Source organism: Polaromonas sp. JS666, from assembly GCF_000013865.1.
Taxonomy (GTDB): Bacteria; Pseudomonadota; Gammaproteobacteria; order Burkholderiales; family Burkholderiaceae_C; genus Polaromonas.
Map to the genome: position 1 here is coordinate 951,654 of NC_007948.1, position 16,047 is coordinate 967,700.

The 16,047-nt window shown below is 63.9% G+C and carries 14 protein-coding genes; all 14 read left to right on the top strand.

Going from position 1 to position 16,047, the window contains the following annotated elements; genetic code table 11:
• Positions 1 to 12: 12 nt before the first annotated feature.
• The 14 genes from BPRO_RS04590 (at position 13) to BPRO_RS04655 (ending at position 16,000) form a co-directional block, all read left to right on the top strand.
• On the top strand, positions 13 to 600 hold the full coding sequence (locus BPRO_RS04590) for a DUF3305 domain-containing protein (protein WP_157045724.1): 588 nt from the start codon (positions 13 to 15) through the stop codon (positions 598 to 600).
• The gene (locus BPRO_RS04595) at positions 593 to 1,309 is read left to right on the top strand and encodes a DUF3306 domain-containing protein (RefSeq protein WP_011481891.1); all 717 of its coding nucleotides are present in this window, start codon (positions 593 to 595) and stop codon (positions 1,307 to 1,309) included. The genes BPRO_RS04590 and BPRO_RS04595 overlap by 8 nt, the downstream gene beginning before the upstream one ends.
• Complete coding sequence (locus BPRO_RS04600; RefSeq protein WP_198140983.1) at positions 1,236 to 3,377, top strand: 4Fe-4S binding protein; 2,142 nt, start codon at positions 1,236 to 1,238, stop codon at positions 3,375 to 3,377. The genes BPRO_RS04595 and BPRO_RS04600 overlap by 74 nt, the downstream gene beginning before the upstream one ends.
• A gap of 11 nt (positions 3,378 to 3,388) precedes the next feature.
• Positions 3,389 to 4,006: a TorD/DmsD family molecular chaperone gene (locus BPRO_RS04605; protein ID WP_011481893.1), complete on the top strand. Its 618-nt coding sequence runs from the start codon at positions 3,389 to 3,391 to the stop codon at positions 4,004 to 4,006.
• 225 nt (positions 4,007 to 4,231) lie between these two features.
• On the top strand, positions 4,232 to 4,438 hold the full coding sequence (locus BPRO_RS04610) for a hypothetical protein (protein WP_011481894.1): 207 nt from the start codon (positions 4,232 to 4,234) through the stop codon (positions 4,436 to 4,438).
• 34 nt (positions 4,439 to 4,472) lie between these two features.
• Entirely contained in the window at positions 4,473 to 7,448 is a 2,976-nt protein-coding gene (locus tag BPRO_RS04615; RefSeq protein WP_011481895.1) for a formate dehydrogenase subunit alpha, read from the top strand.
• Positions 7,449 to 7,716: 268 nt separating this feature from the next.
• Positions 7,717 to 8,334, top strand: coding sequence for a formate dehydrogenase FDH3 subunit beta (gene fdh3B, locus BPRO_RS04620; protein ID WP_011481896.1), 618 nt, complete (start codon positions 7,717 to 7,719; stop codon positions 8,332 to 8,334).
• Positions 8,331 to 8,552, top strand: a complete 222-nt coding sequence (locus BPRO_RS04625; RefSeq protein WP_011481897.1) for a hypothetical protein — start codon at positions 8,331 to 8,333, stop codon at positions 8,550 to 8,552. Before fdh3B ends, BPRO_RS04625 begins: the two co-directional genes overlap by 4 nt.
• 11 nt (positions 8,553 to 8,563) lie before the next feature.
• Positions 8,564 to 9,769 (top strand): formate dehydrogenase subunit gamma, encoded by a 1,206-nt coding sequence (locus tag BPRO_RS04630; protein ID WP_011481898.1) that lies wholly within the window; start codon positions 8,564 to 8,566, stop codon positions 9,767 to 9,769.
• 24 nt (positions 9,770 to 9,793) lie between these two features.
• The gene (locus BPRO_RS04635; protein WP_011481899.1) at positions 9,794 to 10,192 is read left to right on the top strand and encodes a hypothetical protein; all 399 of its coding nucleotides are present in this window, start codon (positions 9,794 to 9,796) and stop codon (positions 10,190 to 10,192) included.
• 62 nt (positions 10,193 to 10,254) lie between these two features.
• Positions 10,255 to 11,214, top strand: a complete 960-nt coding sequence (locus tag BPRO_RS04640) for a formate dehydrogenase accessory sulfurtransferase FdhD (RefSeq protein ID WP_011481900.1) — start codon at positions 10,255 to 10,257, stop codon at positions 11,212 to 11,214.
• 32 nt (positions 11,215 to 11,246) lie between these two features.
• Positions 11,247 to 12,794: a C13 family peptidase gene (locus BPRO_RS04645; RefSeq protein WP_157045725.1), complete on the top strand. Its 1,548-nt coding sequence runs from the start codon at positions 11,247 to 11,249 to the stop codon at positions 12,792 to 12,794.
• A 34-nt stretch (positions 12,795 to 12,828) separates the two neighbouring features.
• The gene (locus BPRO_RS04650) at positions 12,829 to 15,390 is read left to right on the top strand and encodes an ABC transporter permease (protein WP_011481902.1); all 2,562 of its coding nucleotides are present in this window, start codon (positions 12,829 to 12,831) and stop codon (positions 15,388 to 15,390) included.
• 169 nt (positions 15,391 to 15,559) lie between these two features.
• The gene (locus BPRO_RS04655; RefSeq protein WP_041388361.1) at positions 15,560 to 16,000 is read left to right on the top strand and encodes a group II truncated hemoglobin; all 441 of its coding nucleotides are present in this window, start codon (positions 15,560 to 15,562) and stop codon (positions 15,998 to 16,000) included.
• The last annotated feature ends 47 nt before the right edge of the window (positions 16,001 to 16,047 follow it).

A 16,047-nucleotide genomic window follows, 5' to 3' on the forward strand; every position in this document is an offset into this window, starting at 1 on the left:
TACACTGCGACCATGGCTGATTTCCTGATGCAGTCCCCCGAGGCTGGGGACGCTGTTCACCGTCCCACCCTGCTGGTGGCCGTCGTCATGCGCCGCGAGCGCATTGACAACCGCTGGCAGCCCTGGCGCTGGGTGCTGGCCGATGTGGTGCCGCACGAGGAGGCTTTCGGCAAGCAACCCCGCTTGCTGCTCAAGGACGACCACGAGGAGCGCTGGCTGCACCCCGGCTTCAAGGTGGAGCTGTTTGTGGGCGATGCCGAGGGTTATTACCTGAATGTGACCACGCCCCAACCCTGCTTCTGGGTGGTGTGGCGCATGGAGGAAGAGGCAGCCTTGGCCGATGAGCCGGTGGCCGTGCCGCAAACCGTCACACTGAGCTACCACGATGCGGGGCGCTGGCTCGATGCGCAGGAAACCGTCGAGCAGGTCCCTGCGCCACCCGAGGTGGTGCAGTGGCTGCAGGAGTTTGTGGACCGGCACCATGTGCTGGAACCCAAGCGGCGCCAGCGTCCGCAAAGCTTCCGGCCCCTGCAGGATCGTTTCGGCAATCCCGCGCGGGTGAGCACTGACAAGAAACCGGACGGGCCCGGCCATGACTGAAGAGCGCGGGGGATTCCTGGGCCGCTGGGCTCGCCGCAAGTCTGACGCCCTGCAGGGCAAGCCGCTCGAAGAGCCTGCGCCGGTTGCGACCCCGGCAGTGGGTGCCGGCGCCATCCTGCCGCCGGGCCAGCCGGAAGCTGCACCGGTCGCCGCACCAACACCTGCTGGCGGTGCCGAGCCCGCTGAAAAAGAGCTGTCACTCGATGACGTGAGGCTGTTGACCAAGGACTCCGACTTCAAGCCCTTCATGGCAGAAGGTGTGGGCCCCGACGTCCGGAACGCCGCCATGAAAAAGCTCTTCGCCGATCCGCATTTCAACGTGATGGATGGCCTGGATATCTACATTGACGACTATTCCATCTCCGAGCCGATACCCGAGTCCATGCTTCGGCAGATGGCCAGTGCGAAATTCCTCAAGCTGTTTGATGACGAGGAGGACGACCAGGGTGAGCAGGATGACCCGGAAAAAATCCAGGCTGCGGTAGCGCGGGAAAGTGCGAATAACCCTGAAGCTGAAACCGTGGCACAGTCTCCAGAAGACACGGGCATGCCAATTCCCGACTCTGTGAACCCCGACAACCGAAGCCAAGCCGGGTCATTGCCTGACACTGGCGCCAGCCAACGCCCAGACGACCATGCCCACACTGATTTGCGACTGCAACCAGACCATGCCCCTCCAGCCCCTGGCGGTGGGCGCGGCACTCAATGAAAATCTGACGCGGCATTCAACCTTGTGCCGGCGCGAAGCCGGCGCGTTCCAGAAGGCGGTTCAATCCGGCGAGGACGTCGTGGTGGCATGCACCCAGGAAAAGCGCCTCTTTGCGGAGCTGGGCGAGCAGACCGCGGGGGCGACTTCCGTGGTCAGGTTCGTCAATATCCGTGAAACCGGTGGCTGGAGCAAGGACGCCTCGGCCGCCAGCCCCAAGATCGCCGCGCTGCTGGCCGTCGCGCACCTGCCGGATGCAGAGCCCGTCTCGACCGTCACTTACAAAAGCGCTGGCCGCCTGCTGATAGTCGGTCCGCTGGACCGGGCCGAGCAGGTGGCCGGGCTGCTCGCCGATGCGCTGGACGTGACGATTTTTTCGCAAGGTGTCGCTGACCCGGCGTCGGGCGACTTTCCCGCGCAGGAGCGCAAGTACCCGGTCATCAGCGGTACCGGCCTGAGCCTGCAGGGCTGGCTGGGCGCTTTTGAAGCGAAATGGACAAAAGACAATCCGATTGACCTTGACCTGTGTACCCGCTGCAATGCCTGCGTGGCCGTTTGCCCCGAAGGCGCCATCGACCTGAGCTACCAGGTGGACAGCAGCAAATGCACCTCGCACCGGGACTGCGTGGCCGTCTGCAAGGTCGCCGGTGCGATCGACTTCAACCGCGAAGCGCAGGCCGCCACCGAGGCGTTTGACCTCGTGCTGGACCTCGGCCGCCAGCCGCTGATTACCCTGCATGCGCCACCCCAAGGCTACTTTGCATGCGATGCCTCCGCCGGGCTGGCCTTGCCCGGCCTGCTGCCGACGGTGGTCAAGCTGCGTGACCTGGTGGGCGAATTTGAAAAACCCAAATTCTTTGCCTACAAGCAAAAGCTGTGCGCCCACAGCCGCAACGAAACCGTTGGCTGCAACGCATGCATCGACATCTGCTCGGCCGGCGCGGTCAGCAGCCAGAAAGAGCGCCAGCAGATCGTTGTCAATCCCAACCTGTGCATAGGCTGCGGCGCCTGCACCACCGTCTGCCCGACCGGTGCGCTCACCTACGCCTACCCCCGCGCCAGCGAGCAGGGCGTTCGCTTCAAGACCCTGCTTGCCACCTACGGCCGGGCCGGCGGTGCGCACCCGGTGCTGCTGCTGCACAGCCAGGGTGCCGGCCAGCAGGCCGTCGAGGCGCTGGGTCGCGCCGCCCAGCTGCACAAAACCGTTCAGGGTGTGCCCGCCAACGTGATCCCGCAGGCCTTGTGGCATACCGCCAGCCTGGGTCTGGACGTCTGGCTGAGCGCGCTGGCGTTTGGCGCCGAACAGGTGGCCGTGCTGGTCACGGACGAGGAGGCGCCGGCTTACCTGGAAGGCCTGGCGGACCAGATGCGGGTGGCGCAGGCCATTCTCGGCGGCCTGGGTTACGCGGGCGTTCACTTTCAGCTGGTGCGCGTTCCGCCGGGCGCGGATGCCCAGGCGCTTGTCGGCCTGGATGCCAGCCTGCAAACCCTGGCGCGGGCCAGGCCCATGGTGCCCGCGGTCACTGCCCGCTTTGCGGTAGTCCAGGAAAAACGCAGCACGCTGGATATGGCTCTGGACCACCTGATTGCCCACGCCCCTGCCGCCCTGCCCGAAGCGATTGAGCTTCCCCGTTCAGGTTCGCCGTTTGGCAGCCTCGTCGTCAACACCGATACCTGCACCCTGTGCCTGAGCTGCGTGAGTGCCTGCCCGGCCAGCGCGCTGCAGGACAACCCCGAACGCCCGCAACTCAAATTCATTGAAAAGAACTGCGTGCAGTGTGGTTTATGCGCGGTGACCTGCCCTGAAGACGCCATCACGCTGCAGCCGCGGCTGTTGCTGACACCCCAGCGCAAGGAGGCGCGCGTGCTTAACGAGACGCAGCCCTACCAGTGCATACGCTGCGGCAAGCCCTTCGGCACGCTCAAGGCCATCGAGTCCATGCTGGGCAAGCTGGCGGGTCACGCCATGTTTCAGGGTGCGGCCGCGGACCGCCTCAAGATGTGCGGCGATTGCCGGGTCATCGACATCTACTCTGCAGACAACGAACTCAAGATCACCGATATCCGCTAGGCGACACCCACATGATGCAAGCGCAACTCGTACCTTCCACGCTGGATGAAGAAACCGCACGCGCGGAAGTCTATGGGCTGCTCGCGGCCCTGTTCTACGCGGCGCCGTCAGCCGAACTGCACGGCAACATTCGCGTCGCTGTCACCGAGGCACCTGCTGCCGGGGCCGTGCTCGAAAGTTCCTGGCAGGAGCTGGTCGCGGCGGCGCGTGAGCAAAGCCTGGCCGACATCGGGCAGGAATACGATGCCCTTTTTGGCGGGGTGGGCAAGCCCGAGCTGTACCTCTTTGGGTCCCATTACCTCAGCGGCTTCCTGAATGAAAAACCGCTGGCCGCTCTGCGCACCGACATCGCCGCACTGGGCTTGGCGCGTGACGAGGCCATGCCGGAAACAGAAGACCATGTGGCGTATCTGTGCGAGGTCATGCGCTACCTGATTGCCGGTGACGATGTCGAAGTCGCCAACCTGACACGCCAGCGCGAATTTTTTGCGCGGCATGTCCAACCCTGGGTGCCCCTGATGTGCGACGCGATCATGCAACACCACAAGGCCCGGTTTTACCGCGCGCTCGCGGCCTTCACGCAGGCCTTCATCAGCGTTGAATCGCAAGGGTTTGACATGCTCGCCTGAGCGGCATTGTCCTTCGCCACGCCTGACCCCGGGTGGCCTGTCGTAAATTGAGGCGCTGGCCCTCTCCGGGGGATCCGCGAGTGTCGCAAAGACGCTAAGAAGGCCTATCGTTTTCCCTATGCTGCGTATTTGCGCGATGTAAAGCATTGTGGTGTACAACGCGCTGACGTACAGTGTGTATGCAAACCGTTGCATACATGCCAGCAAGCTTCCTTGGAGACAAAGATGCAGGACAGCCAGCCAAAGCCCTCGCGCCGGGGCTTCTTCTTCGGTGCAGCCGCCACGGGCGCAGCGGCCGCCGCCATCGTGGCCTTGCCGGGTGTACCGGCACCACAAACCGCGCTCCAGGAAGCCAAGCCGGCGCCTGAAAAAGGCGGTGGTTACAGCCTCTCCGATCACGTCAAGCGTTACTACAAGACCGCGCGCGTCTGATCCACCCCCGCTTTCATTTCTACGGGAGAGCCTCATGCTGCTCACGAAAAAATCTCACGGTATCCACGGCGATCCAGCGCATCGCGCCGGTTCTGCACGCTTTGTGCAAAGCCTTTCACGGGGCCTGTCCGGCGCGCTGCCGACCATGGACCGCCGCGCCTTCCTGCGGCGCTCGGGCCTGGGCGTTGGGGTCGGTCTCGCGGCCACGCAACTGACACTGGTCAAAAAGGCCAAAGCAGCCACGTCTGCTGCCGGTGACGGCAGCGGAAAAATCGAAGTCAAGCGCACCGTGTGCACCCACTGCTCGGTAGGCTGTGCGATTGACGCCGTGGTTGAAAACGGCATCTGGGTTCGCCAGGAGCCGGTGTTTGATTCGCCGATCAACCTGGGGGCCCACTGTGCCAAGGGCGCTGCGGTGCGCGAGCACGGGCATGGCGAGTTCCGCTTGCGTTACCCGATGAAGCTGGTCAATGGCAAGTACGAGCGCATCACCTGGGATACGGCGCTGGGCGAAATCAGCGCAAAAATGCTGGAACTGCGCAAGGCCAGCGGCCCTGATTCGGTTTACTGGATCGGCTCTTCCAAGCACAACAACGAGCAGGCGTATTTGATGCGCAAGTTTGTGAGCTTCTGGGGCAGCAACAACTGCGATCACCAGGCGCGCATCTGTCACTCCACGACCGTGGCCGGTGTTGCCAACACCTGGGGCTACGGCGCCATGACCAACTCGTACAACGACATGCAAAACAGCAAGGTCGCCTTGTACATCGGCTCCAACGCCGCCGAAGCCCACCCGGTCAGCCTGCTGCATATGCTGCATGCCAAGGAAACCGGCTGCAAGATGATCGTGGTGGACCCGCGCTTTACGCGCACGGCCGCCAAGGCCGACGAATACATCCGCATCCGCTCGGGCTCGGACATCCCGTTCCTGTTCGGCATGCTGTACCACATCTTCAAGAACGGCTGGGAAGACAAGAAGTACATCAACGACCGTGTCTACGGCATGGACAAGGTCAAGGAAGATGTGATGGCCAAGTGGACGCCCGACAAGGTGGAGGAAGCTTGCGGCGTGCCCGAGGCCCGCGTGTACATGGCCGCTGAAGCGATGGCCAAGAACCGGCCGTCAACCATCGTCTGGTGCATGGGCCAGACACAGCACACCATTGGCAATGCCATCGTTCGCGCGTCCTGCATCCTGCAGCTTGCCTTGGGCAACGTCGGCACATCTGGCGGCGGCACCAATATTTTCCGCGGTCACGACAACGTGCAGGGCGCCACCGACGTCGGACCCAATCCTGACTCGCTGCCGGGCTACTACGGCCTGGCGGAGGGGTCGTGGAAGCATTTCGCCAAGATCTGGGGCGTCGACTTCGACTGGATCAAGGGGCGTTATGCCTCGCCCGCCATGATGGGCAAGCCCGGCATCACGGTGTCACGCTGGATCGATGGCGTGATGGAGAAAAATGAACTGATTGATCAGGACCCCAATCTGCGCGCCGTCGTGTTCTGGGGCCATGCACCCAACTCCCAGACCCGGGGCCTGGAGATGAAGCGCGCGATGGACAAGCTGGATTTGCTGGTCGTCATCGACCCTTACCCTTCGGCCACCGCGGCCATGGCAGCGATGCCGGGCAAGGCTGAAGACCTCAACCCGAACCGCGCGGTGTACCTGTTGCCGGCGGCCACCCAGTTTGAGACCAGCGGCTCGGTGACGGCCTCCAACCGGTCCCTGCAGTGGCGCGAGAAGGTGATCGAGCCGCTGTGGGAAAGCCGCACCGATCACATGATCATGCACCAGTTCGCGGAAAAGCTGGGCTTTGCCAAAGAGCTTTCCAAAAACTACAAGATGCAGAAAGTCAAGGGCTTGGACGAGCCCATGCCGGAAGACATCCTGCGCGAGATCAACAAGACCTGCTGGACGATAGGCTACACCGGGCAGAGTCCAGAGCGCCTGAAAGCGCACATGCGCAATATGCATTTGTTTGACGTCAAGACCCTCAAGTCCAAGGGCGGCAAGGACAAGGAAACCGGCTACGACACGACAGGCGATTATTTCGGTCTGCCGTGGCCCTGCTATGGCACGCCGGAGCTCAAACACCCCGGTTCGCCCAATCTGTACGACACCTCCAAGCACGTCATGGAGGGTGGCGGTAATTTCCGCGCCAACTTCGGCGTGGAAAAAGACGGCGTCAACCTGCTGGCAGAAGACGGCTCGCACTCGCTGGGCGCCGACATCACCACCGGTTATCCGGAGTTTGACCACCTGCTGCTCAAAAAACTGGGCTGGTGGGATGAGCTGAGTGAGGCTGAAAAAGCCGCTGCCGAAGGCAAGAACTGGAAAACGGATTCATCGGGCGGCATCATCCGCGTGACCATGAAAAACCATGGCTGCCACGTGTTTGGCAATGCGAAGGCCCGTGCGGTGGTCTGGAATTTCCCGGATGCGATTCCGCAGCACCGCGAACCGCTCTACGGCATTCGCCCCGATCTGGTGGCCAAGTACCCGACGCATGACGACAAGAAAGCCTTCTGGCGCATGCCGACGCTGTACAAGACCATCCAGCAGAAAAACATCACCGACAAGGTGCACGAGAAATTCCCGCTGATCCTGACCTCCGGCAGGCTGGTTGAATATGAGGGTGGCGGCGAAGAAACCCGCTCCAACCCCTGGCTGGCCGAGTTGCAGCAGGAGATGTTCATCGAAATCAATCCAAAAATCGCGGCGGATAGAGGCATTCGCAATGGCGAGCGCGTCTGGGTCAGCACGCCGACCGGCGCTCGCCTGAACGTGCAGGCCCTGGTGACGGAGCGGGTGGGACCGGACACCGTCTTCATGCCGTACCACTTCTCCGGGCGCTGGCAGGGGGCTGACATGCTGGCCCACTACCCCAGCGGCGCGCACCCGATCGTGCGTGGCGAGGCGGCCAACACGGCCACGACCTATGGTTACGACAGCGTGACGATGATGCAGGAAACCAAGACGACGATCTGCAACGTCGAACGGGCGTAAACATGGCCCCCACGCTTTTCACTTCGTGTAATACGCGAGGCCTTGCAGGCCGCGGCTCGCGAGACGCTTCGCCTCTGTCGTCCGGCCAAGCCTGCGCAGGCAGGCTTGGAGCCGCGGGCTCCAGCCCCTCGTGGGCCGCTGCGCCTGCGGCCCGGCAAAGCCGGTTCCGAGGCCCCTGTTGGAGCAGAGCCCCACGCCAGCTTCCGATCGCCCTGAGGTATCGAAGGGTGGGTCAGCCCAGTGGAAAAATGATCTTTCAGGAGGCACCATGGCACGCATGAAATTTGTCTGTGACGCCGAGCGCTGCATCGAATGCAACGGCTGCGTCACCGCCTGTAAAAACGAAAACGAAGTCCCGTGGGGCGTCAACCGGCGTCGTGTGGTGACGCTGAACGACGGCGTTCCCGGCGAAAAGTCCATCTCGGTTGCCTGCATGCATTGCAGCGACGCGCCGTGCATGGCCGTCTGCCCGGTCAACTGTTTTTACCGCACCGACGAAGGTGTGGTGCTGCACGACAAGGATGTCTGCATCGGCTGCGGTTACTGCTCCTATGCCTGCCCCTTCGGCGCGCCGCAGTTCCCGTCGTCCGGCACCTTTGGTGTGCGCGGCAAGATGGACAAATGCACCTTTTGCGCGGGTGGCCCCGAAGTCAACGGCAGCCAGGCCGAATTTGAAAAATACGGCCGCAACCGGCTGGCTGAAGGCAAGTTGCCGGCTTGCGCCGAACAGTGCTCGACCAAGGCCCTGCTGGCCGGTGATGGCGATGTGGTCGCCGACATCTTCCGCAACCGGGTGGTGCAGCGCGGCAAAGGTGCCGAGGTCTGGGGCTGGGGAACGGCCTATGGGTCCAGGCAGGCTGGCCAGCCCGCAGGAGGAAAATCATGAGGAGCCTTTTGATGCTCGCCATCGCCATGGCCGGTTTGTCGGCCTGTGGCGAAAAACCGCAAACCCTGGGCGGCGCGAAAAGCGACGTTCCGCCATTTCAGGGTGCTGAAAACCAGTTTGCGGCACCGGGCTGGAAGCAGGGTGACAAGACGAGCTGGGAGCAGGGGCTCAAGGCCCGTGTACAGAACACCCAGAACGAATATTCCAGGGTGAAGTGACCGGGGGCCTTATGAAACACGCGCGGTTAGCTATATTTTTGATGGCGGTTGGCTTTACAGGGCTGACTGGGGCGCAGACGCCTGCGACTCAGCCGGCACCATCAGCCCAGGCATCGGGCGTCGTCACGCCAGCGCCCGCAGCATCTGCTTCGCCTGCAGCGGCTGGCGGGATTCAGAGCCAGAACATTTTTCAGGTCAAGCCTGACGCGAGTGCCGATCCCAAATATGCGGGGCAAACCAACGCCGAGCGCGCCAAGGTCCAGCCCGGCAACAATGCGCCCATGTGGCGCCAGGTCGGCCAGGGCACGACCGGCTACAGCAGTCTTCCCAAAAGTGAAGCGCCCGAAGCCGGCAACCTGATCCAGCCCTTTGTGCAGTACCCCGGCTCGCGCCTGACCAATGCGGGTGAGGCCTGGCGGCAGGTGCGCAACAACTGGCTGATTCCGTATGGTGGTGCGCTGCTGCTGATCGTGGCGCTGGCCATTGCGATTTTTTACTTCAGCAAGGGTTCCATCAAGACCCATGGCGCCGACACGGGCCGCAAGATCGAGCGATTCACGCCGTTTGAACGCGCCGCGCACTGGTCCAACGCCACGGCATTTGTCATTCTGGCCGTGTCCGGTCTGGTGATGGCTTTCGGTAAATTTTTTCTGCTGCCGGTCATGGGGCTCACCCTGTTCGGCTGGCTGACCTACGCACTCAAGAATTTGCACAACTTTGCGGGTCCCCTGTTTGCCGTGTCGCTGCTCATTGTGTTTGTGACCTTTCTGCGCGATAACTGGCCGCAAAAAGGCGATCTGAACTGGCTGCTCAAGGGGGGAGGCCTGATCTCCGGCGCGGAACCGGCGTCCAGCCGGTTCAATGCCGGTGAAAAAGTGATTTTCTGGGGTGGTGTGTTTTTCCTCGGCGTGGTGGTGGTGTCATCGGGCTTTGTGCTCGACAAGCTGCTGCCAGGCCTGGTCTATGAGCGCGCGACCATGCAGATTGCGCACATGGTGCATGCGGTGGCCACCGTGCTCATGATGTGCCTGTTTCTGGGCCACATCTATATAGGCACCCTTGGCATGCAGGGCGCCTTCAAGGCCATGGGCACCGGCTATGTGGATGAGACCTGGGCGAAGGAGCATCACGAGTACTGGTATGACGACGTGAAGGCGGGCAAGATCCCCCGCCAGCGTAGTGAGCCTGCGCCACCTGGCCAGACAGTACAGGTTTAAAGCAGCGAGGACAGCGAGGACGCCATGAAAAAACTGATTCGACTTTTGACCTGGGGCCTGCTGGCAGGTGTGCCTGCGCTCGCGCTGGCCAAGCTGCCGCCCCTGAACGACGAGGCCAAGGCCAAAGCTGCCGAGGCCGCTGCCAAGACCGCGTGGACGGGCAAGATCGAGGCCTACCAGCTGTGCAAGGCGCAGGACAAGGTGGTGGCCAGCTATTACAAATCTGCCAAGTCGGCAGGCAAGGAAACCAAGCCGCCCGCGGCAGCGCCGGCCTGCGCGGACCCGGGCGCATTTGCCTATACGCCGCCGGAGGCGGCCAAGCCCATCGAGGCCGCGGGCGCGCATTCTCCGGCGCCTACCGCCACCAGCCCGCCCAGCACCAAGCAGCCTGATGCGGTGGCCAACCCCGCTAAAAAGCCCTGAAACCTCATGCTCCCCAAAAGCCGGCCCGCGAGGAGTCGGCTTTTTTGTTGTAGTCTTCATTCATGCACCCGCAGCCACCCCGACTTTTGCCTCGCCTGACGCTTGCCCAGGCCCCGCTGACCTGCGAAATCGACGCTGTCAACGAATACGGCGAGCCGCAGAAGGTCTCCATTCCGGCCGAGCGTTCGCTGACGGTGTATGTCGACAAGCGCGAGCTGGTCACGCTCATGACGCTGGGTGCGCACCCCGAGTTGCTGGTGCTTGGCTACTTGCGCAACCAGCGGCTGGTCACGTCGGTGCAGGACATTGAGTCCATCACCGTCGACTGGGACGTCGGTTCTGCGGCGGTCAAGACGCGCCATGGCATTGAGGACATCGAGGAAAAAACCGCCCGGCGCGTGGTCACCACCGGCTGCGGCCAGGGCAGTGTGTTTGGCGGCCTGATGGACGAAGTCGACCAGATCGAATTGCCGGCGGACGCGCACATCACGCAGGGCCAGCTCTATGAGCTCGTCAACACCATCCGCCTGAAAGAAACCACCTACAAGTCTGCCGGCTCCGTACACGCCTGTGCCTTGTTCCAGGTGGCAGGCGACAGCGTCGACATGCTGCTGTTCGTGGAAGATGTCGGGCGGCACAACGCCATCGACACGATTGCCGGCTGGATGTCGATCAATATGCCGGAAACTGCGCTGGCCTCGCCGGTTACGACCGCCCATGAGCGTGATTTTTCCCAGGTCGGGTCGTCGGGAAATGACGGTGCTGCCGCCGGGCTGATTTTCTACACCACGGGCCGCCTTACCAGCGAGATGGTCATCAAGTCGGCCCAGATGGGCGTGCCGATTGTGGTCTCCCGCAGCGGCATCACCCAGATGGGGCATCAGGTGGCGCAGTCCGTTGGCTTGTGCGCTATCGGCCGTGCGACCAACAAGCGCTTTGTCTGCTATGCCAACTCCCAGCGGCTCCATCTGCAGCCCGAACTGGCGGGCCCCAAACTGCGGGCGCCGGTGGCTGAATCCTGAACGACGTCTTGTGACATGGCATGATCCCCGCCATGAGTGAGCAACCCATCCAGTCCACGCTGCCGGGTATTCCGGACACCCCTGCCTTCCCCGGTCAGGCGCCTGATTCGTCCGGCGACCTGCCTGTCAGCCGCTGGCTTGAAGAAGGGCTGCGTGCGGCATTTTTCCGCGCCCCCCGGGTCGCCGGATATGCGCCTGCGCCGTGGCAGGCGGTCATCCTGACCTTGCTGGTGTTGTTGCTGGAGGCGGCGGTGTCACGACTGCAGATCGACGGTCCTGCCCGCTTCAGTGTGCAGGCCTGGCTGTCGGGCTGGTGGACGCTGGTCGCCTTTATCGGCTTGGCCTGGTGGGCTTTTCCGGCAAAGGCCAATTCGGACCTCCCTGCCGTGCCAGATAGCCCCCGCATGGCTGGCGTAGCCACCTGCTTTGTGCTGTGGCTGATCGCGTCCCTGCCCAACACCCTGCTGTACGAGGGCCTGACCGCAGCCATCGTCCATGGCTGGGTCAAGGGCCGGGTGTTCTCGGCGCCCTGGCTGTATTGGGGGCTTTACCTCGTATTCACCGCGTGGTCGCTGGGCGTCAGCTTTTCCCTGATTGTGCGTTTCGCGGGCCGGACCTGGCGCGCGGCGGTGTTTGCGCTGGCCTTGATCGCTACCACGGGCCTGACTGCCTGGCAATTCGAGGCCCGCGCGTGGGAGCCGGACTATGCGCGCAACGCCGCTGCGGCGGACGACAAGCCCCGGCTGCACCTGAGCCAGCAAACCCTGGAGATGCAGCAGGCTCTCTGGCAGCGCACCATGGCCGCCATTGCACCTGAACACCCCGGTGTGGCCGATGTCTACGGGCTGGTGTTTGCCCCCTATGCCTCCGAAGACGTTTTCCTGCGCGAAAGTACCCTGGTGAGCCGCGTCCTGGCTGAGCGCTTTGACGCCGGCGGCCGCGTGATTCACCTGTTGAACCACGGCGGCACCGCAGCGACCCATCCCTGGGCGACCCCGCTCAACCTGCAGCGGGCCATTGACGCGCTGGCGCAGCGCATGGACCGGGACAAGGACGTGCTGGTCGTCTACCTCACGTCCCACGGCGCCCGCGATTTCAAGCTGGCCGCCTCGCACTGGCCGCTGGAGGTCGAAGCCCTGAGCCCCAGCGTGTTGCGGCAGGCGCTGGACAAGGCCGGCATCCGCCACCGCGTGATTGCGGTCTCGGCCTGCTACTCCGGTGGCTGGGTGGACGTGCTGGCCAATGACGACACGCTGGTCATGACCGCCGCGGACGCGACCCACACTTCCTATGGTTGCGGCCGCCTGTCCGAGCTCACCTTTTTTGGCCGGGCGATGTTTGACGAGCAACTGCGCAAGACCCATTCCTTTGAGCAGGCCTTTGCCCGTGCTGTCCCGTTGATCAAACAGCGCGAGATCGACGCGGGCAAAGAGGACGGATTTTCCAACCCGCAGATCAGAGTGGGCGCCAACATCGGCCCGGTGCTGCGTGCGCTGGAGCAGCGGCTCGATGCGTTGCCGCAGGCCAATACGCCGGCCGGCGCCTCATCCCGGGCCGAGGCCGAGAAAGTCCGGCCTTGAACTGGGGACGCACGCTTTGAGGTAAGGTTGCCGCATGCACTTTTTGTTTCTGAAGCTCGGCTGGAGATCGCTGCTGCGCGATTTGCGGGCCGGTGAGTTGCGCCTGCTGATTGTGGCGGTCACGCTGGCGGTGGCTGCGCTGACCGCGGTGGGGTTTTTTGCCGACCGGCTCAAGGGCGGATTGCAGCGTGACGCGGGACGATTGCTGGGCGGGGATGCGGTGGTCCGCAGTGACGGCGTGACTCCGGCCGCGTTCATCGCCAAGGCCCGGGCGCTGGGCCTGCAGTCCGTGTCCACCGTGACCTTTCCCACCATGGGCCGGACGCGCGATGAAGAGGGCGGGCAGGCCAAGCTGGTGGCGTTCAAGGGCGTGCCGGAGGGTTACCCCCTGCGCGGCGCGATGAAAGTGTCAGACAGCCTGGACGGTGCTGGCCAAGACACCCGCGACATCCCCGCGCCCGGCACCGCCTGGGCCGATGCCTCGCTGCTCGACGCCCTCGGCCTGCAACTGGGCCAGACCCTCCTGATGGGCGAGTCCAGCTTCAAGCTGACCCGCATCATCGTGCAGGAGCCCGACCGGGGTGCGGGCTTCATCAGTTTTTCGCCGCGCGTCATGGTCAACCAGGCCGACGTGGCCGCCACGGGCCTGATCCAGCCCGCCAGCCGCACCAATTACCGCTTCGCCGTTGCCGGGGACGACAAGGCCGTCAAGGCCTACGTCAAATGGGCAAGCGACGAGATCAAGAAGCCGGCGGAGCAGTCCGGCATTCGCGGCGTGCGCCTGGAGTCGCTGGAAAGCGGCAGCCCCGAGATGCGCCAGACGCTGGACCGTGCCGAGAAATTCCTGAATCTGGTCGCGCTGCTGGCGGCCTTGCTAAGCGCCGTGGCGGTGGCCATCGTGGCGCGCGGCTTTGCCGCCAAGCACCTGGACGACTGCGCCATGCTGCGGGTGCTGGGCCAGTCGCAGCGCACCATTGCGCTGGCCTACGGCTTTGAGTTTGCGCTGGCCGGCCTGGGCGCCAGTGCCTTGGGCGTGCTGGTGGGTTTTGCGGTGCATTACGGTTTTGTGGTGCTGCTGGCCGGCCTGGTGGAAACGGCATTGCCCGCGCCAACCTTCTGGCCTGTCGCTTTCGGCATGGGCATGGGTCTCACCTTGCTGCTGGCCTTTGGCCTGCCGCCGGTCCTGCAGCTGGCGCAGGTGCCGCCGCTGCGCGTGATTCGCCGCGATGTCGGCAACCTGAAACCGGCGTCCATGGCCGTGCTGGGTGTGGGCGTGACCGGTTTTGCTGCGCTGCTGCTGGCCGCCAGCAGTGACCTCAAGCTGGGGCTGATCGCGGTTGGCGGCTTTCTGGGGGCTGTGCTGGTGTTTGCGCTGGCCAGCTATGCCGCCATCAAATTGCTGCGCGTCAGCGTGAATGAGGCCACCGCGCCGCGCTGGCTGATGCTGGCCACCCGGCAGCTGTCGGCGCGCCCGGTGTATGCGGTGGTGCAGACCAGCGCGCTGGCCGTGGGATTGCTGGCGCTGATGCTGCTGGTGCTGCTGCGCACTGACCTGATCAGCAGCTGGCGCAAGGCCACGCCGCCCGATGCGCCCAACCGCTTTGTGATCAATGTGCAACCCGAGCAGGGCGATGCCTTCCAGCAGGCCCTGCGCGATGGCGGTATCAAAAAGTTTGACTGGTACCCCATGATCCGTGGCCGCCTGGTGGCGGTGAATGGCAAGGCCGTGACACCCGATGACTTTGAGGACGACCGCGCCAGGCGCCTGGTCGACCGCGAGTTCAATTTGTCCAACAGCGCCGTGATGCCAACGCACAACCAGCTGACAGGCGGGCGGTGGACGGCGGGTGAAAAAGACGCCATCAGCGTGGAGGAGGGCCTGGCCAAGACGCTGGGCCTGAAGCTCGGCGACGCCCTGCGCTTTGACATTGGCGGCCAGCTCAGCGAGGCGAAGATCACCAGCCTGCGCAAGGTCGACTGGAGCTCGATGCGGGTCAACTTTTTCGTGATGTACCCGGTGGCGCAGTTGCCGGCCGATGTGCCGGTGTCCTTCATCAGCGCCTTCCGCGCGCCCGAGCCTGCCCTTGCGGTGAACGGCCAGCCCCGTCTCCAGAGCTTTGACAACACCCTCGTCAAGGCGTTTCCCAATATCACCAATGTCGACATGAGCAGCACGCTGGCCCAGGTGCAGCGCGTGCTCGACCAGGTGATACGCGCCGTGGAATTCCTGTTTGGCTTTACGCTGGCGGCCGGCGTGGTGGTGCTGTTTGCGGCCATCACGGCCACGCGTGAAGAGCGCGCCCGCGAGTTCGCCATCATGCGCGCGGTGGGCGCGCGCGCCTCGTTGCTGCGGCAGGTGCAGCGCGCCGAGCTGGCGGGCGTCGGCCTGCTCGCCGGCTTCCTGGCTTCGCTGGTCGCGCTGGCGGTGGGCTGGGGGCTGGCGCGCTTTGTGTTCGATTTCAGCTGGACCGGCTCCTGGACGGTGCCTGTCTTCGGCAGCCTGGCTGGCGCGGCCCTGGCGCTCGCGGCGGGGTGGTGGGGGCTGCGTTCGGTGCTGAACACCCCGGTGGTCGAAACCTTGCGCAAAGCCACCTGACCGGCATGTGTCCTTGCATACCTTCCAGCCGACCCTCACCCCAACCCTCTCCCGGAGGGCGAGGGGGCAAGAAAGTTTTCACTCCCTCTTCCTCTGGGAGAGGGCGGGGGTGAGGGCTCTACATCAAGCACGCAGATATCTCAACTCAGCCACTCATCCAGGCACCCGCATGCAGATCGAAGAAAACCCCCCCGGCAACCCGCCGTTTGAAACCCCGTTCGCCTGGATAGGCGGCGAAGAGCGCGTCAAGGCCCTGGTCGAGCGCTTTTATGACCTGATGGACCTGGAGCCGGGCTACGCTGCCCTGCGCGCGGCGCACGGCAGCACGCTGGACAACGCCCGGCAACGCCTGTTCTGGTTTTTGTGCGGTTGGCTGGGCGGGCCGCAGCACTACACCGAGCGTTTTGGCCATCCGCGCCTGCGCATGCGTCACATGCCGCAGCAAACCGGCGGCGGCGCCATCGGCTCTATCGGCATCCTCGAGCGCGACCAGTGGCTGGCCTGCATGGACCAGGCGATGCGCGAGACCGGCGTCGACGACGCGCTGCGCACCCGGCTCAATGCCTCGTTTTTCCAGACGGCTGACTGGATGCGAAATCGTGGCGAGTGAGTAGTCTGTTAGCCCCCACGCTTTTCACTGCGTGTAATGCGCTGCCC